We start from the raw sequence: 14,217 nt of genomic DNA, 5'->3' as shown, positions 1-14,217 counted from the left end.
TAGAAGGATCATCGACCGCCGCAGAACATTCTTTAATGAATGCGCAAGAAGTCGCTTCAGGACTGGCGACGAGCATTTTCGGATTGCCGAACACAGCTCTGCGCAAATGTTCGGAAACCCGGACGCCACCTGACTCACCACGCTCATGAACAGAAATAAAATTGATATAAATCAGTAACTTAAAATACTTATCCGATCAAGGTAGCGCTGGTACAGATCCTGCTCAACCCTCGCTGCCCCGGCGCAAACAGATCTGCCGCCGAGGTGTTTCTAGATGAACCTGCATCAGCACCGTCTCACTACTAGAGAGAAAATAATGAAATCTGCCTTCAAATCCTTCGCCCCGGGCGCTTTGGCCCTCCTCCTGCTTCTGCCTGCCGCCCTGCAGGCCAAAGAAGCTGAAACCCAGCAGAAACTCGCCAACGTCGTGGTCCTCGCCACCGGCGGCACTATCGCCGGTGCCGGCGCCAGCGCGGCCAACAGCGCCACCTATCAGGCGGCCAAGGTCGGCATCGAACAACTGATCGCCGGCATCCCGGAGCTGAACCAGCTGGCCAATGTGCGTGGCGAACAGGTCATGCAGATCGCCTCGGAAAGCATCACCAACGAAAACCTGCTGCAACTGGGTCGCCGCGTTGCCGAACTGGCCGACAGCAAGGACGTTGATGGCATCGTCATCACCCACGGCACCGACACCCTGGAAGAAACCGCCTACTTCCTCAACCTGGTGGAAAAGACTGACAAGCCAATCGTAGTGGTCGGCTCCATGCGCCCAGGCACCGCCATGTCGGCCGACGGCATGCTCAACCTGTACAACGCCGTCGCCGTCGCCGGCAGCAAGAACGCCCGCGGCAAAGGCGTACTGGTGACCATGAACGACGAAATCCAGTCCGGTCGCGATGTCAGCAAAATGATCAACATCAAGACCGAAGCCTTCAAGAGCCCATGGGGCCCGCTGGGCATGGTGGTGGAAGGCAAATCCTACTGGTTCCGCCTGCCGGCCAAGCGCCACACCATGGATTCGGAATTCGACATCAAGAACATCAAGAGCCTGCCTGACGTAGAAATCGCCTACGGCTACGGCAACGTCAGCGACACCGCCTACAAAGCCCTGGCCCAGGGCGGCGCCAAAGCCATCATCCACGCCGGCACCGGTAACGGTTCGGTGTCTTCCCGTGTGGTTCCGGCCCTGCAGGAACTGCGCAAGAACGGCGTGCAGATCATTCGTTCTTCCCACGTCAATGCCGGTGGTTTCGTTCTGCGCAACGCCGAACAGCCCGACGACAAGTACGACTGGGTCGTGGCTCATGACCTGAACCCGCAGAAAGCCCGCATCCTGGCCATGGTCGCCCTGACCAAGACTCAGGACAGCAAGGAACTGCAACGCATGTTCTGGGAATACTGACAGAACCCCGCTCGACCGGCCCCGGTCGAGCGGGCTTGCAACCACTCGCCCGCCCGGGCGAGTGGCGCCGATACCACCTCCCCTCCCCCCAGCAAAAATATCTGCTCACCTCGTGAGACAAATGCATAAAGCGTTGTCAGAGGAACTTCTTGAATTTTAAGCAGTTGCGAAATGTCTTACAGTTAAATACTGTATGCACGTACAGCTTATTAAGGAATGTTCCGTGGCCAACGCTCAAACACCCCTCAGCTCCTACGAACGCCTGGGTGTACGCATCCAGAAAATCATCAACTCCCCCACCGCACAGAAAGCCAAGGCCGCGCTGATCTTCCGCCTCGCCGACGAACCTCAGGACGAGTGGGAGCGCCTGCTGGAAGAAATCGCCGAAAACGACAACGTCACCCTCGCCTATCGCGACGATGGCGGCGTGCAGATTTTCTGGGTTGTGCCGAAGGAAGACTGAGTCAATGAGTGTTCGTTGTTTTGCCCTGCTGTTGCTGTTTCTCGCCTGTACCGCCCAAGCCGACGCGCCCCGCACCTTCAGCGAAGCCAAGAAGGTAGCCTGGAAGCTCTATGCCCCCCAATCCACCGAGTTCTATTGCGGCTGCAAGTACACCGGCAATCGGGTGAACCTGGCGGCCTGCGGCTATGTGCCACGCAAGAACGCCAAGCGCGCCGAACGCATCGAGTGGGAACACATAGTCCCGGCCTGGCAGATCGGCCATCAGCGTCAATGCTGGCAGCAAGGCGGACGCAAGAACTGCACCCGCACCGATGCGGTCTATCAGCGCGCCGAAGCCGACCTGCACAACCTGGTACCGAGCATTGGCGAAGTGAATGGCGACCGCAGCAACTTCAGTTTCGGCTGGCTGCCGGAGCAATCGGGCCAGTACGGTTCATGCCTGACCCAGGTCGACTTCAAGGCCAAGAAGGTCATGCCACGACCGTCGATTCGCGGCATGATCGCCCGCACCTACTTCTACATGAGCAAGCAGTACGGCCTGCGCCTGTCGAAACAGGATCGCCAACTGTTTGAAGCCTGGAACAAGACCTACCCGGTGCAAGACTGGGAACGCCAGCGCAATCAGAGCGTGGCCTGCGTGATGGGGCGCGGCAATGAATTCGTCGGCGCGGTCAACCTCAAGGCCTGTGGCTGAAAGCAGATCGCCCGCTGAAGGCGGGCGATCCTGGATCCTGTGCCAACAGGTTTATTGCGCGGTCTGATGCTCGATGACCGCGACGTCGATATCGCGCTTCTTGGCCTTGACCAGCTTTTCGATCACTTCATTCTTCTTGGCCTCGGCTTCGGCCTGGGACGCAAACGGACCGACCACCACCAGGCGCTTGCCCTCCACGGTCACCACATTGGAAATGATCCCGTGCTCGATCAGCCAGCCGGTCAGATCGCTGACCGCCTGAGGCAACTCACTGCCCACCAGCACATCCCACTGTGGCGCGCTGGAGGCCTGAACCGCCTGGACCTGCGTGGCCGCTGCCGCAGTCTTGTTCGCTTCGACCCGCTTGCCTTCGCCGCATCCGGCCAATGCCAACACCGCCATCATCATCGCTACTGTGCGCACAACCCACCCCTAGAAAGTCTGAGGCGGCGATTTTAGCACTCCAGCCACGAGAGACCTCGTCACAAAATCAGGCCGAAACAGGAAGAATGATATTTATTGCCTATGTATAGTTGCGCCTTGGGAATTAATAGATCGTCTGCGCGTCAGAAAGAGGCACCCACTCAGTGGAACTTCGCACTAATCTATACCTAAGACCGACCTCTGCACTGTTTGAATCTGGTGCCCTACAAAGCTATCAAGGAGAAGATCATGCTGATACTCACCCGCAAAGTCGGTGAAAGCATAAACATCGGTGACGACATTACGATCACCATCCTCGGCGTCAGCGGCCAACAGGTCCGCATCGGAATCAACGCGCCCAAAGATGTCGCGGTACACCGTGAAGAAATCTATCAACGCATCCAGGCCGGACTCACCGCCCCGGACAAGCGCGAAACCCCTTGAACTCAATGAGCACCCGCTCCTCGCCTGCAACCCAAGGCTGGTGCGGCGCGTGCCTTGTTCATCCCGAGCTTCTCCCACAGAATCCCCGCCTGTCCTCAGCGGATAGCGGCCACAGCAGATTCCCGCGCACCGGACTTTCGCCAACCACTGACTAACGCCCCTTTCTGGCAACCCATCCTACCGCTGCCTCCCGGCATGCGGCGCCGCAGCAATGCCGGCGTCGCGCCCGGGCACGGCGGTCAGACGCCTGCTGACGGTTCCACCGGCTTGAACCCCAAGTCCTGGGTAAACCGCAGCAGGTAGCCATCAGGATCCTGCACCAGCAGGTTCAACTCGCCATGCAGCGACTCATCATGGCGATACCAGCATTCCTGAATGTCCCTGCGCAAGGCGATACCGGCCTGCTTCAGCGCCGCCGCCAATTGGCGAATATCCGGGCACTCGATGGACAGGTTCATGCCGCGGCCAAAGGGGGCCTGCAAGGGACCTACCCGCCACTCCGACTCCTGCTGATCATCCTGTTCCAGCATCAATTGCCCGCCGTTGAATGAAAGAAAGGCAAAGAAGTGCTCGGGACGCCGATACTCCACCTTGAAACCCAGGGTATCGCGATAAAAAGACAGGCTGCGCTGCAGATGGGTGACCAGCAGTTCCGGAACCAGATTATTCATTTGAAACATCGAGGGCTTTCCTTGCTCATGCAATTGAGCCGCGAGCCTACTACTAAGCCAAGCCCGAAAGCAGCATCGCTTACCAACGATTACAACTGAACCAGGGCTCACGCGGGCGGCGCTGACCCGCATCAGCGTCCGCGCAGGCGCGTTACCAACAAACAAAGCAATCCACATTGAGGCGGAAAAACGCAAAAAGCGGCCCGCATTCGGATCGACAACATCCGCGCGGGCCGCCCGTTCATGCCCTCGGGCACTGACCTCTAGACCTCAGGCATGACGCTCCAGCAGCACCTTGCTCCACAGCGTGAACGCCACGGAAGGCGTCCAACCCGGGTTGGAGGTGTGCTCCTGAAGGCAGAGATAGCGATTGCCTTCATAAGTCACACCCTCCTCCCTCATGTAGCGCTGACTGGTGCGCCACTCGGGAAAGCTCGGATCGACCGCCCCTCCTGCGGTCCTGACACTGAGGCTGCGACTGGGCAAGGATTCCCGGCCCTGAGTGTCAGTGGCCGTGACAAAGTAGGCGTACTGGGTATCCGCATTCAGGCCCTTGTCCTCAAAGGCCGCAGTCGCCGTCTTGCCCACCGCATTGCCATCGCGGTACAGGGTGTAGAACTCCACCGGGCGCAGGCCGCCGGATGTGCCCCAACTCAAACTGACACTGTTGCGAGTGGTCCCCTGCACCAGCAGATTGCCCGGCGCCCCAGGCCTCTGCGGCTCGCCGCCGTCGCCATGGATCAACGGCGCATAACGGTTGCGGAACTCCCAGTCGTAATGCACGCCGTGCCGATTGACTCCGGCATCCCAATTCACCGACCAGGTCATCAAGCCCTTGATGGCGTGGCCACTCTCCTGCAGGCGTTTGAACGCGTTGTTCAACGCCGCAGGTTCGATGACATAACCGGTGGCTGCCGCATCGACGTTGCTCGGCAAACCGATCACCAGCTTGTCCGCGGCAATCCGAGTGTAGCCACGCGTACCCGAGGCCAGGCTGTCGGTCAGGTAGAACAGAAAGTCCTCCTTCATGGCGTCGTTGTTCTGGGCAATCCACGCCCCGTGCCCGCCATTTGCCTCTGGCACCCAGAGCCCATCACCGCCCTGGTTGTAATACTGCGGCGCGATAAAGTCGTAGTAGCCCTCCAGGGCCTGCAGGTACGCCACGTACTTGCCATCGCGGCTCAGGTACGGAAACTCGGGCGCCATGCTGATGATGAAGTGCTTGCCCTGGCCGGCGTAATGATCCTTCACCAGCTTCAGCGCGGCCGGCAACACGCTCTTGTTGTCGGCAAAGTCGATGGCGCTCTGCTCCAGATCGATATCCAGGCCATCGAAACCATAAGTCTCGACCAGGCGAATGATCTCGCTGGCCAATGGCTGCTCGTTGCCCTTGTGCAATTCGATATGCGCATCGGCGCCGCCCAGGGAGATCAGCACTGCCCGCCCCTGGCTGTTGAGCACGCCGACCTGACGCCGGAACTCTTCATCCGACAGGTTATAAGGCTTGAACGTCGGAATGCCGTGCCCCTTCATGAAGGCCACCGCCACCACGTTATATTCCTTGGGCACATCCAGGAGATTGAGATTGGCGAACTGCCCCCGTTGATAACCATCGGCAGGGCCGGCGGCCCAGTTGTGCCAGAAACCCATGAGGATCTTCTTGCCGGCAATGCTCGGCATCAGAGATGCGGCATCCGCGGGCTGACTCTTGATCGAGGTAAAGTCGATTTTATTCATGCTCTAATCCTTCAGAACGGATAAATAATGCTGTAAGCCTGTAACTTACTTGAAGTCCAGATCGAACGCCTGATAGAACCCGTTGCCCGTATTGGCAACGATCCACACCAGCACCACAACATGATGGCCTTTCTTGTTTTTCGGCAGTACTACTTCATGGTGGGTCTTGGCTTTGAGCACCGATCCAAACTTGTCGAAAGGAACTTCAGTATAAAAGTCCTGATAAAAAGCCTGGGGCTCGAGTTGAGCGCGGCTGATACGCTGCTTCGGGTCCCAGCCATCTTTGGTGATGAACCAGCTGTAACCACGGGTGACGTGAGGCGCGGTGTATTCCCACTGCACGCGAAACACCTGACCCGGATCGACACTGAGCTGCGGCCAGTTGAAAGCACGGTTGAGTTTCTTCGACATCTCCTCGTTGGTGAAGTTGATGCAGTCGCGCTCATCAACCTTGCCGCCGCTCAGAATATGACCGTCTGCGGGTGGTACGACGCTTGCCACATCGCTGTCGTAGGGTTTCGGGAAGGGACCTGCGACCAGGGACGGGAAGTTTTTCCCGCCTTCCATCTCATTCACCTGCCAGGTCCCCAGCAGACCCAGTTCCACCGCAACCGAACCGCGGCTGGAAGGCGACACAATGCGACCATGTTTAAGTTGAGCTTGTGGCTTATTCATATCATTCACTCCATTGACTAATTAAGTTCGCTCCTCGTTGAGCACCTTTAACTTAGCGCACTTTTATCGATTTTTTCATACGCCCACAAACTAACCACCCGGGACAGTTTGCAAAAGTTGGCGCCAACCCCATTAAACCCTGGACTTCCCGATTTGAACTGACAACTTGAAGAGTCAATGTATTACACGCTTTGCTACAGCAAAACTTGTTCTTTCACTTTATGAAAAAGCCCAGCAGCCCAACTAACACCGAAAAAACGCCCGGCAGAAAAAAACCCGGCCATAGCCGGGTTTTTCCTGAAAAACGCTTGAAGCCATCCATTGCTTATAGGCAGGTCGCCAACGCCGCCAGGCGACGCTTGGAGACAGCATTGTCCTCGACCGCGTAGTAGTGAATGGTGGTCCCGGAAGCCTCGACCTTGATGTCCACGAAGGATTCGGCGGAGCGGGTATACACCGTATAGCCACCGCCCTTGCCTGGCTGCAGATATGCCGCAGCGTCAACACCGAAAACCGCTTCATCCTGCCAGGCGAACTGTACGCACTGCGCCACCAGTTGATCGGCCTTGGCCGAGCTCAGGGTCTTGTTGGGCGTTCTGGCCCGAGCGTCGTCCATGGTGGAACCCGCACAACCGGCCAACAAAACCGCAACCATCACCGCCATCAACACCCGCATGCTGCCACCTCGTCCATAAAACGCGAGAGTATCGCTCAGGCGGCAGAAAAAAGGCGTCCACCGGAAGAAAAAACCTCCTGCAAGGCAACCGCCATTCTGACAGCCCTCAGCCAGGGCCCGTAGCAGCCACCTTGCGCTCCAAGGCCATGGTTTTACGGGCCTTGGCTAGAAGGGCAGGCGCTGTTTATTCAGGACTCCCCATTGTCATGACTCAGTTGAAGGTTTAACCTTCGCGCCCCTTCCCACACTTTTGCCAAGGAGATCCACCATGCAACAGCTGATCACCCCTTGCAGGACGTGCCTGGTTTAAACGCTGTATCCGCTACCCGTTAGCGCCTTCGCTTAATCCCGCTTCGTCCTGCCACTACCTGACTATTTTTTTCCAATCAGGAATTGGACATGGACACTTGCATCCGTCATTTGTCGAACGGCGTCTCGCTGATCGCCTCAGACACCACCTGGATCGAAGATAAAGCGCTCCAGCAACTGCAAACCACCGCTCAACTGCCCGGCATGCGCCAGGTGGTCGGCATGCCGGACCTGCACCCAGGCCGAGGCTACCCGGTGGGAGCAGCATTCTTTTCCACCGAAATGGCCTACCCGGCCCTGGTGGGCAACGACATCGGCTGCGGCATGACGCTGTGGCAAACCGATCTTTCCAGCAGCCGCCTCAACCTCGACAAGCTGGAGAAGAAAATCGGCAACATCGATCTCCCTCTGGATGAACAGTGGGATGAAGAGCGAGCGCAGCTGGGACTGCCCATCAACGGCCATGAACACTCACTGGGCACCATCGGTGGCGGCAATCACTTTGCCGAGCTGCAACAGCTTGATCAGGTGTACGACGCCAACGCCTTACAAGCCCTGGAGCTGAATCCCAAAGCCTTATTGCTGCTGGTGCACAGCGGCTCCCGGGGCCTGGGAGAAGCCATCCTGCGGCGTCATGTGGACCAGCACGGGCACAACGGCCTGGCCATGGCCAGCGCCGCCGGCGCTCAGTACTTGCAAGAGCACGACGCGGCCCTGCGTTTCGCCGAGGCCAACCGACGATTGATCGCCGAACGCCTGCTGCACAACCTGCGGGCCAAGGGACGCTCGATTCTGGACATCAACCACAACCTGGTATCACCAGCGAATATCGACGGTATTACGGGCTGGCTGCATCGCAAGGGCGCTACACCGTCGGACCAGGGTCCGGTGGTCATCCCGGGCTCCCGGGGCGACTACAGCTATCTGGTACACCCCATACCGGCAACTGCCAGCCTCTACTCCCTGGCCCACGGCGCCGGGCGCAAATGGCTACGCAGCGATTGCAAAGGCAGGCTGGCGGCGCGCTTCAGCTTCGACCAGCTCAAGCGCACTCAACTGGGCAGCCGGGTGATCTGCGAAGACCGCGGATTGATGTACGAGGAAGCGCCCGAAGCCTACAAGAGCATCGACAGCGTGGTCGGCAGCCTGAGGGATGCCGGCCTGGTGCAGATCATCGCGCGGCTCAAGCCGGTACTGACCTACAAACGCCGGGGGTGCTGCTGATGCTGCTGTTACAACTGTCTTCCGCCCAGGGACCCGCCGAGTGCGAACTGGCGGTGACCAAGGCCCTGCAACTCCTGTATCGAGAAGCCGAGGCACACAGCGTGCGTGCCAGCCTCGTCGAGCAGGTAGCCGGCCAGGGCCGGGGTACCCACAGATCGGTATTGGTCAGCCTTGATGGCGAACAGGCTGCGAGACTGGCCGAACGCTGGACCGGCACCCTGCTCTGGACCTGCAAGAGCCCCTATCGCCCCGGATACAAACGCAAGAACTGGTATTTCGCCGGTCAACTGTTCAAGGCCCCAGAGGACAGCATGGACGGCGCGATCCGCTTCGAAGCGATGCGCGCATCAGGCCCGGGCGGGCAACACGTGAACACCACGGACTCCGCGGTGCGCGCCACGCACCTGGCCAGTGGCATCAGCGTGAAAGTGCAGTCAGAACGCAGCCAGCACGACAACAAGCGCGTTGCGCGCCTGCTGATCCAGCAGCGCCTGGCAGATCGGCAACAGCAATCTGCAGAGGCGCTGCGCCTGCAACGCCGCGACGCCCACCACAGCGTGGAGCGCGGCAACCCGGTGCGCAGCTTCAACGGCGAGGGGTTCATCGCGCAGAGCTGATCATCCTTCTCCGGGGAGTCGCACTTCACGACTCCCCGCCCAGGAAGCGAGGAGCACAGCCTTGAAAAGACCAGAGCACACGTAAAAGATCTTCAACCTGCCCAGCAACCGACGCGCCCAAGGACGGGCGCTCACAACAGCGCGAACGACAAGCAGCAGAATCTTTAAAGGCAAGGATCGACGGGAGTATCGACAACCCAAGCTCCATCGCTTTAAGAGCGAGGCATAGAGTGGCCGATAATCAACGGCGTAGAAACGAGTGGATCAATCCGCAGGAAAATCCACAAACGCCAAGACGGGCGCAGTATGGAAGGCCTCTCGGAATGCACAGGCGGAACTGCTGCGACGAGCAGCCAGCGACAATGCCGAGCCGCCACTTGAGGATTGGCAGGTGTTCTGCCGAACGCCCAGACGCTTCTTCCACAACCCAAGCTGCACACTCAAGCAGCCTTCATGATCAGCAACGACATAGAGGATGACAAAGAGTGCACCGAGGCCCTGAACGGGTTTTGCAACGTTATGAAAACGCGCAAAACAAAAAAGGGGCTCACCTCTCGGTGAACCCCTTTCAGACCGCCCAGCAGAGCGGATTTTGTTTGGTAGGCGCGATTGGACTCGAACCAACGACCCCCACCATGTCAAGGTGGTGCTCTAACCAACTGAGCTACGTGCCTGCTGTGAGGCGGCATTCTACGGAATTCCAAAGGGGTGTCAACACCTTTTTTGCAGCTAAGCCTATGAATATGCGAATTTTTTAATTTCGGCGCCTGGAAGAAGTTTTTCCTTGTATCTGGTGGCGCTTTTACAACTCAGGTAGCATCGGCGCACTCGTAAAATATATTAAACACATGAGGTCGCAGGATGGCGCACATTCCCTACCCACAGTCCTATTACGCCGCATCCGCCAATGCAGCCCCGGAACGCCCGCTGCTGCAAGGCGAAGTGGAAACCGATATCTGCGTGATCGGTGCGGGTTATACCGGCCTGTCCAGCGCCCTGTTTCTATTGGAAAACGGCTTTCGCGTAACGGTACTCGAAGCTGCCAAAGTCGGCTTTGGCGCATCCGGACGCAATGGCGGACAGATCGTCAACAGCTATAGCCGTGACATCGACGTGATCGAGCGCAGCGTCGGCCCCAAGCAAGCACAGCTGCTGGGACAAATGGCCTTCGAGGGCGGCCGGATCATTCGCGAGCGGGTAGCCAAGTACCAGATCCAGTGCGACCTGAAAGACGGCGGCGTCTTCGCGGCGCTGACCAGCAAGCAGATGGGCCACCTTGAGTCGCAGAAACGCCTGTGGGAGCGCTACGGCCACACCCAGCTCGAACTGCTGGACGAGCGACGGATTCGCGAAGTCGTGGCCTGTGATCAATACAAGGGCGGCATGCTCGACATGAGCGGCGGCCACATCCACCCGCTGAACCTGGCACTGGGCGAAGCGGCGGCCGTGGAATCCCTGGGCGGCACTATCTACGAACAATCCCCGGCAGTACGCATCGAACGCGGGGCCAATCCCGTTGTACATACCCCACAAGGTAAAGTCCGCGCCAAGTTCGTCATCGTCGCCGGCAACGCCTACCTGGGCAATCTGATCCCGGAACTGGCCGCCAAGTCCATGCCTTGCGGCACTCAGGTGATCACTACCGAACCCCTGGGCGACGAGCTGGCAGCCAGCCTGCTCCCTCAGGACTACTGTGTCGAAGACTGCAACTACCTGCTGGACTACTACCGCCTCAGCGGCGACAAACGCCTGATTTTCGGCGGCGGCGTGGTCTACGGCGCTCGCGACCCGGCCAACATCGAGGCGATCATCCGACCGAAGATGCTCAAGGCATTCCCGCAGCTGAAAAACGTCAAGATCGACTACGCCTGGACCGGCAACTTCCTGCTGACCCTGTCGCGCCTGCCACAGGTGGGCCGCCTGGGGGACAACATCTACTACTCCCAGGGCTGCAGCGGCCACGGCGTGACCTACACCCATCTGGCCGGCAAAGTCCTGGCCGAGGCCTTGCGCGGCCAGGCAGAGCGCTTTGACGCCTTCGCCGACCTGCCCCACTACCCCTTCCCTGGCGGCCAGTTGCTGCGCACGCCATTCACCGCCCTGGGCGCCTGGTACTACAGCCTTCGTGACAAGCTTGGCTTCTGATAGTCCGAGTTTTTCGCAGAGACAAAAAACCGCCGAATAGGCGGTTTTTTATGCTCAAGCAACAGCTACTGCAAAAAGGCAAATTCCGAAAACAAAAAACCCCGGTCTTTCGACCAGGGCTTTTGCTATCGATGCGAATCAAGCCAGTAGCTTGCTTCGTTGCTTCAAGGCGTTCAGTGGTCCTTGAGGCTGATATGGCGCAGCGGACGGGACTCGAACCCGCGACCCCCGGCGTGACAGGCCGGTATTCTAACCGACTGAACTACCGCTGCGTATCGCTTGGACTTGCGTCCATGTGAATCGTTTAAATCGTCTGAAAGAAGAGCTTCGATGCTTTTCGATCGCAAACCAGGCAAGCCTGATCTGTAAAATATGGCGCAGCGGACGGGACTCGAACCCGCGACCCCCGGCGTGACAGGCCGGTATTCTAACCGACTGAACTACCGCTGCGCGTCGATTGGAGGCTTCCGTGGAAGCTTCCGTCTTTCTTGCGAAAGACACTCAGGAATGGTGGGTGATGACGGGATCGAACCGCCGACCCTCTGCTTGTAAGGCAGATGCTCTCCCGGCTGAGCTAATCACCCTTTGCTTCGCTGAGGCCGCGAAATTTACGCAGGTAACGAAGCTAAGTCAATAGCAGGCTTGAAGTTTTTTTCAAAAGCCGCGGAATGGCCCAATGGCCAGCCGCACGAAAAAAGCCACTGGCGCACAGCCATACTGCTCACTGGCCGCTTAAAGCCAGGTGCAGACCTACGCCTGATAAATCATTTTCTTGGTCATGCCACCGTCCACCACGAACTCCTGGCCGGTGACAAAACCCGAATTGCGCGACAGCAGCCAGGCAACCATCGACGCCACATCCTCCACCGTCCCCACCCGGCCCGCAGGATGCTGGGTATGATCGACATCGGATAAAGGCTCGGCACGCCGCACCGCCGGATCACGCGCATCGATCCAGCCAGGACTCACGGCATTGACCCGGATCTCCGGCCCGAGACTGATGGCCAGGGCATGGGTCAGGGCCAACAGACCGCCCTTGCTCGCCGCATAGGCTTCGCTGTCAGGTTCCGATTGCCGAGCCCGGGTCGACGCCAGATTGACGATGGAACCGCCATGGGCGCGCAGATAAGGCGCGCAATGCTTGGCCAGCAGCATGGGCCCACCGAGATTCACCGCCAGCACCCGATTCCAGTAAGCCAGATCCAGGCTTTCCAGAGTGATGTTGTGCGGATCAGCCACCGCCGCGTTGCACACCAGCGCGTCCAGGCGCCCGAACTGCCCCAGCACCTCGGCCACGCCCTGCGCCACCTGCTCCTCGTCCGCCACGTCCATGGTGATGAACCAGGCATTCTCGCCCAACACCCTGGACACCTTGGAGCCACGCTCCCGATCAACGTCGGTCAGCACCACCTGCCAGCCTTCACTGATCAGCCAGGCAGCGATACCCAGGCCAATGCCCCGTGCCGCACCCGTGACCAGCGCGACACGTCCGTTGCCACCCTGAGGCGTGGACAACTCGATCACAAGGCTGCCAACCCACGAGCCAGGTCGGCCTGCAGGTCAGCCACATCCTCAAGGCCCACCGCAATGCGGATCAGACTGTCGCGAATGCCGGCCGCTTCACGCTCCTGTGGCGCCAGGCGCCCGTGGGACGTGGTGCTCGGATGGGTAATGGTGGTTTTGCTGTCACCCAGATTGGCCGTGATCGAAATCAGGCGAGTGGCATCGATAAAGCGCCAGGCGCCCTCTTTGCCGCCCTTGACCTCGAAGCTCACCACCGCACCGAAACCACGCTGCTGACGCTTGGCCAGCTCGTGTTGCGGGTGGCTGGCAAGACCGGCGTAGTGCACCTTCTCGACACCGTCCTGCTGCTCAAGCCACTGCGCCAGAGCCAGGGCATTGGCACAGTGAGCACGCATCCGCAGGCTCAGGGTTTCCAGCCCCTTGAGGAAGATCCAGGCGTTGAACGGACTCAGGGTCGGTCCGGCAGTGCGCAGAAAGCCCACCACTTCTTTCATCTGTTCGCTGCGTCCGGCTACCACGCCGCCCATGCAACGACCCTGGCCGTCGATGAACTTGGTGGCCGAATGCACCACCACGTCCGCGCCCAGCTTCAAGGGTTGCTGCAAAGCCGGGGTGCAGAAGCAGTTGTCGACCACCAGCATCGCGCCCTTGGCATGCGCCAGCTCAGCCAAGGCGGCGATATCCACCAGTTCGGCCAGCGGATTGGAGGGAGATTCGACGAACAGCAGCTTGGTGTTGCTCTTGATCGCCGCATCCCAGCCGGACAGATCCGCCAGGGGCACGTAATCGACTTCAACGCCAAAACGCTTGAAGTACTTCTCGAACAGGCTAATGGTCGAGCCGAACACGCTGCGCGACACCAGCACGTGATCGCCGGCGCTGCACAGACTCATGACCACCGAGAGAATCGCCGCCATGCCGGTGGCCGTGGCGACCGCCTGCTCAGCGCCCTCCAGCGCCGCGATACGCTCTTCGAACGAGCGCACCGTGGGGTTGGTGTAACGCGAATAGACGTTGCCTGGCACTTCGCCAGCGAAGCGTGCAGCCGCGTCAGCCGCTGTACGGAACACATAGCTGGAGGTGAAGAACATCGGATCACCATGCTCGCCTTCCGGCGAGCGGTGCTGACCGGCGCGCACCGCCAGGGTATCGAACGCTACGCCTTCAAGGTCGCTGTCCAGCCGACCGGCATCCCAATCCTGACTCATGC

At 59.4% G+C, this 14,217-nt stretch carries 14 protein-coding genes and 4 tRNA genes; 7 read left to right on the top strand and 11 right to left on the bottom strand.

The window, feature by feature from the left end; translation table 11 throughout:
* Positions 1-316 precede the first annotated feature (316 nt).
* The 3 genes from GWQ44_RS29180 to GWQ44_RS29170 all read left to right on the top strand — a co-directional run bounded on the left by GWQ44_RS29180 (position 317) and on the right by GWQ44_RS29170 (position 2,562).
* Positions 317-1,405, top strand: a complete 1,089-nt coding sequence (locus GWQ44_RS29180) for an asparaginase (protein ID WP_047303134.1) — start codon at positions 317-319, stop codon at positions 1,403-1,405.
* 193 nt (positions 1,406-1,598) lie between these two features.
* Positions 1,599-1,868: a DUF1654 domain-containing protein gene (locus GWQ44_RS29175; RefSeq protein ID WP_020372522.1), complete on the top strand. Its 270-nt coding sequence runs from the start codon at positions 1,599-1,601 to the stop codon at positions 1,866-1,868.
* Between the two features lie 4 nt (positions 1,869-1,872).
* Complete coding sequence (locus GWQ44_RS29170) at positions 1,873-2,562, top strand: endonuclease I family protein (RefSeq protein ID WP_016963688.1); 690 nt, start codon at positions 1,873-1,875, stop codon at positions 2,560-2,562.
* Between the two features lie 51 nt (positions 2,563-2,613).
* On the opposite strand, the gene GWQ44_RS29165 is transcribed toward GWQ44_RS29170, so the two are convergent.
* A complete protein-coding gene (locus tag GWQ44_RS29165; protein ID WP_275928958.1) occupies positions 2,614-2,970 on the bottom strand; it encodes an SPOR domain-containing protein in 357 nt (118 codons plus the stop codon).
* Between the two features lie 264 nt (positions 2,971-3,234).
* Here GWQ44_RS29165 and csrA point away from each other — a divergent pair, with 264 nt between their 5' ends.
* Positions 3,235-3,429 carry a carbon storage regulator CsrA gene (gene csrA, locus GWQ44_RS29160; protein WP_007920550.1) on the top strand — a complete coding sequence of 65 codons (195 nt, stop codon included), beginning with the start codon at positions 3,235-3,237 and terminating at the stop codon, positions 3,427-3,429.
* Positions 3,430-3,668: 239 nt separating this feature from the next.
* On the opposite strand, the gene GWQ44_RS29155 is transcribed toward csrA, so the two are convergent.
* The 4 genes from GWQ44_RS29155 to GWQ44_RS29140 all read right to left on the bottom strand — a co-directional run bounded on the left by GWQ44_RS29155 (position 3,669) and on the right by GWQ44_RS29140 (position 7,188).
* Positions 3,669-4,109: a VOC family protein gene (locus tag GWQ44_RS29155; RefSeq protein ID WP_275928918.1), complete on the bottom strand. Its 441-nt coding sequence runs from the start codon at positions 4,107-4,109 to the stop codon at positions 3,669-3,671.
* A gap of 261 nt (positions 4,110-4,370) precedes the next feature.
* A complete protein-coding gene (locus tag GWQ44_RS29150; RefSeq protein ID WP_275928917.1) occupies positions 4,371-5,837 on the bottom strand; it encodes a glycosyl hydrolase family 18 protein in 1,467 nt (488 codons plus the stop codon).
* 45 nt (positions 5,838-5,882) lie between these two features.
* The gene (locus GWQ44_RS29145; RefSeq protein WP_047303128.1) at positions 5,883-6,512 is read right to left on the bottom strand and encodes a lytic polysaccharide monooxygenase auxiliary activity family 9 protein; all 630 of its coding nucleotides are present in this window, start codon (positions 6,510-6,512) and stop codon (positions 5,883-5,885) included.
* 325 nt (positions 6,513-6,837) lie between these two features.
* Entirely contained in the window at positions 6,838-7,188 is a 351-nt protein-coding gene (locus tag GWQ44_RS29140) for a hypothetical protein (RefSeq protein WP_047303127.1), read from the bottom strand.
* A gap of 399 nt (positions 7,189-7,587) precedes the next feature.
* Between GWQ44_RS29140 and GWQ44_RS29135 the strand changes: the two genes are divergently transcribed.
* Complete coding sequence (locus tag GWQ44_RS29135) at positions 7,588-8,721, top strand: RNA ligase RtcB family protein (RefSeq protein ID WP_275928916.1); 1,134 nt, start codon at positions 7,588-7,590, stop codon at positions 8,719-8,721.
* Positions 8,721-9,338, top strand: coding sequence for a peptide chain release factor H (gene prfH / locus GWQ44_RS29130; RefSeq protein ID WP_047303189.1), 618 nt, complete (start codon positions 8,721-8,723; stop codon positions 9,336-9,338). Before GWQ44_RS29135 ends, prfH begins: the two co-directional genes overlap by 1 nt.
* Before the next feature lie 597 nt (positions 9,339-9,935).
* Here prfH and GWQ44_RS29125 read toward each other — a convergent pair.
* Positions 9,936-10,012 (bottom strand) — tRNA-Val (locus GWQ44_RS29125).
* 187 nt (positions 10,013-10,199) lie between these two features.
* Here GWQ44_RS29125 and GWQ44_RS29120 point away from each other — a divergent pair.
* Positions 10,200-11,483, top strand: a complete 1,284-nt coding sequence (locus GWQ44_RS29120) for an FAD-binding oxidoreductase (RefSeq protein ID WP_047303123.1) — start codon at positions 10,200-10,202, stop codon at positions 11,481-11,483.
* 195 nt (positions 11,484-11,678) lie between these two features.
* Here GWQ44_RS29120 and GWQ44_RS29115 read toward each other — a convergent pair.
* The 5 genes from GWQ44_RS29115 to GWQ44_RS29095 all read right to left on the bottom strand — a co-directional run bounded on the left by GWQ44_RS29115 (position 11,679) and on the right by GWQ44_RS29095 (position 14,215).
* Positions 11,679-11,755 (bottom strand) — tRNA-Asp (locus tag GWQ44_RS29115).
* Positions 11,756-11,856: 101 nt separating this feature from the next.
* Positions 11,857-11,933 (bottom strand) — tRNA-Asp (locus GWQ44_RS29110).
* Positions 11,934-11,991: 58 nt separating this feature from the next.
* Positions 11,992-12,067 (bottom strand) — tRNA-Val (locus GWQ44_RS29105).
* Positions 12,068-12,233: 166 nt separating this feature from the next.
* Positions 12,234-13,007: an SDR family oxidoreductase gene (locus tag GWQ44_RS29100; protein ID WP_275928915.1), complete on the bottom strand. Its 774-nt coding sequence runs from the start codon at positions 13,005-13,007 to the stop codon at positions 12,234-12,236.
* Positions 13,004-14,215 carry an O-succinylhomoserine sulfhydrylase gene (locus GWQ44_RS29095; protein WP_016968005.1) on the bottom strand — a complete coding sequence of 404 codons (1,212 nt, stop codon included), beginning with the start codon at positions 14,213-14,215 and terminating at the stop codon, positions 13,004-13,006. The genes GWQ44_RS29100 and GWQ44_RS29095 overlap by 4 nt, the downstream gene beginning before the upstream one ends.
* Between the last annotated feature and the right edge of the window lie 2 nt (positions 14,216-14,217).

Source organism: Pseudomonas sp. 3MA1 (genome assembly GCF_029237275.1).
GTDB classification, from domain to species: domain Bacteria; phylum Pseudomonadota; class Gammaproteobacteria; order Pseudomonadales; family Pseudomonadaceae; genus Aquipseudomonas; species Aquipseudomonas fluorescens_AP.
The sequence above is the reverse complement of the archived record's forward strand: the minus strand, read 5'-3'. Positions and strand labels throughout refer to the sequence as shown.

Excerpts from the sequence above, each read along its gene's own strand:
- GWQ44_RS29180 (WP_047303134.1), top strand. The coding sequence starts at position 317 with ATGAAATCTGCCTTCAAATCCTTCGCCCCGGGCGCTTTGGCCCTCCTC.
- GWQ44_RS29135 (WP_275928916.1), top strand. The coding sequence starts at position 7,588 with ATGGACACTTGCATCCGTCATTTGTCGAACGGCGTCTCGCTGATCGCC.
- GWQ44_RS29140 (WP_047303127.1), bottom strand. The coding sequence starts at position 7,188 with ATGCGGGTGTTGATGGCGGTGATGGTTGCGGTTTTGTTGGCCGGTTGT.
- GWQ44_RS29095 (WP_016968005.1), bottom strand. The coding sequence starts at position 14,215 with ATGAGTCAGGATTGGGATGCCGGTCGGCTGGACAGCGACCTTGAAGGC.
- GWQ44_RS29175 (WP_020372522.1), top strand. The coding sequence starts at position 1,599 with ATGCACGTACAGCTTATTAAGGAATGTTCCGTGGCCAACGCTCAAACA.
- GWQ44_RS29165 (WP_275928958.1), bottom strand. The coding sequence starts at position 2,970 with ATGATGATGGCGGTGTTGGCATTGGCCGGATGCGGCGAAGGCAAGCGG.
- GWQ44_RS29170 (WP_016963688.1), top strand. The coding sequence starts at position 1,873 with ATGAGTGTTCGTTGTTTTGCCCTGCTGTTGCTGTTTCTCGCCTGTACC.
- GWQ44_RS29150 (WP_275928917.1), bottom strand. The coding sequence starts at position 5,837 with ATGAATAAAATCGACTTTACCTCGATCAAGAGTCAGCCCGCGGATGCC.
- GWQ44_RS29120 (WP_047303123.1), top strand. The coding sequence starts at position 10,200 with ATGGCGCACATTCCCTACCCACAGTCCTATTACGCCGCATCCGCCAAT.
- prfH (WP_047303189.1), top strand. The coding sequence starts at position 8,721 with ATGCTGCTGTTACAACTGTCTTCCGCCCAGGGACCCGCCGAGTGCGAA.
- GWQ44_RS29155 (WP_275928918.1), bottom strand. The coding sequence starts at position 4,109 with ATGTTTCAAATGAATAATCTGGTTCCGGAACTGCTGGTCACCCATCTG.
- GWQ44_RS29145 (WP_047303128.1), bottom strand. The coding sequence starts at position 6,512 with ATGAATAAGCCACAAGCTCAACTTAAACATGGTCGCATTGTGTCGCCT.
- csrA (WP_007920550.1), top strand. The coding sequence starts at position 3,235 with ATGCTGATACTCACCCGCAAAGTCGGTGAAAGCATAAACATCGGTGAC.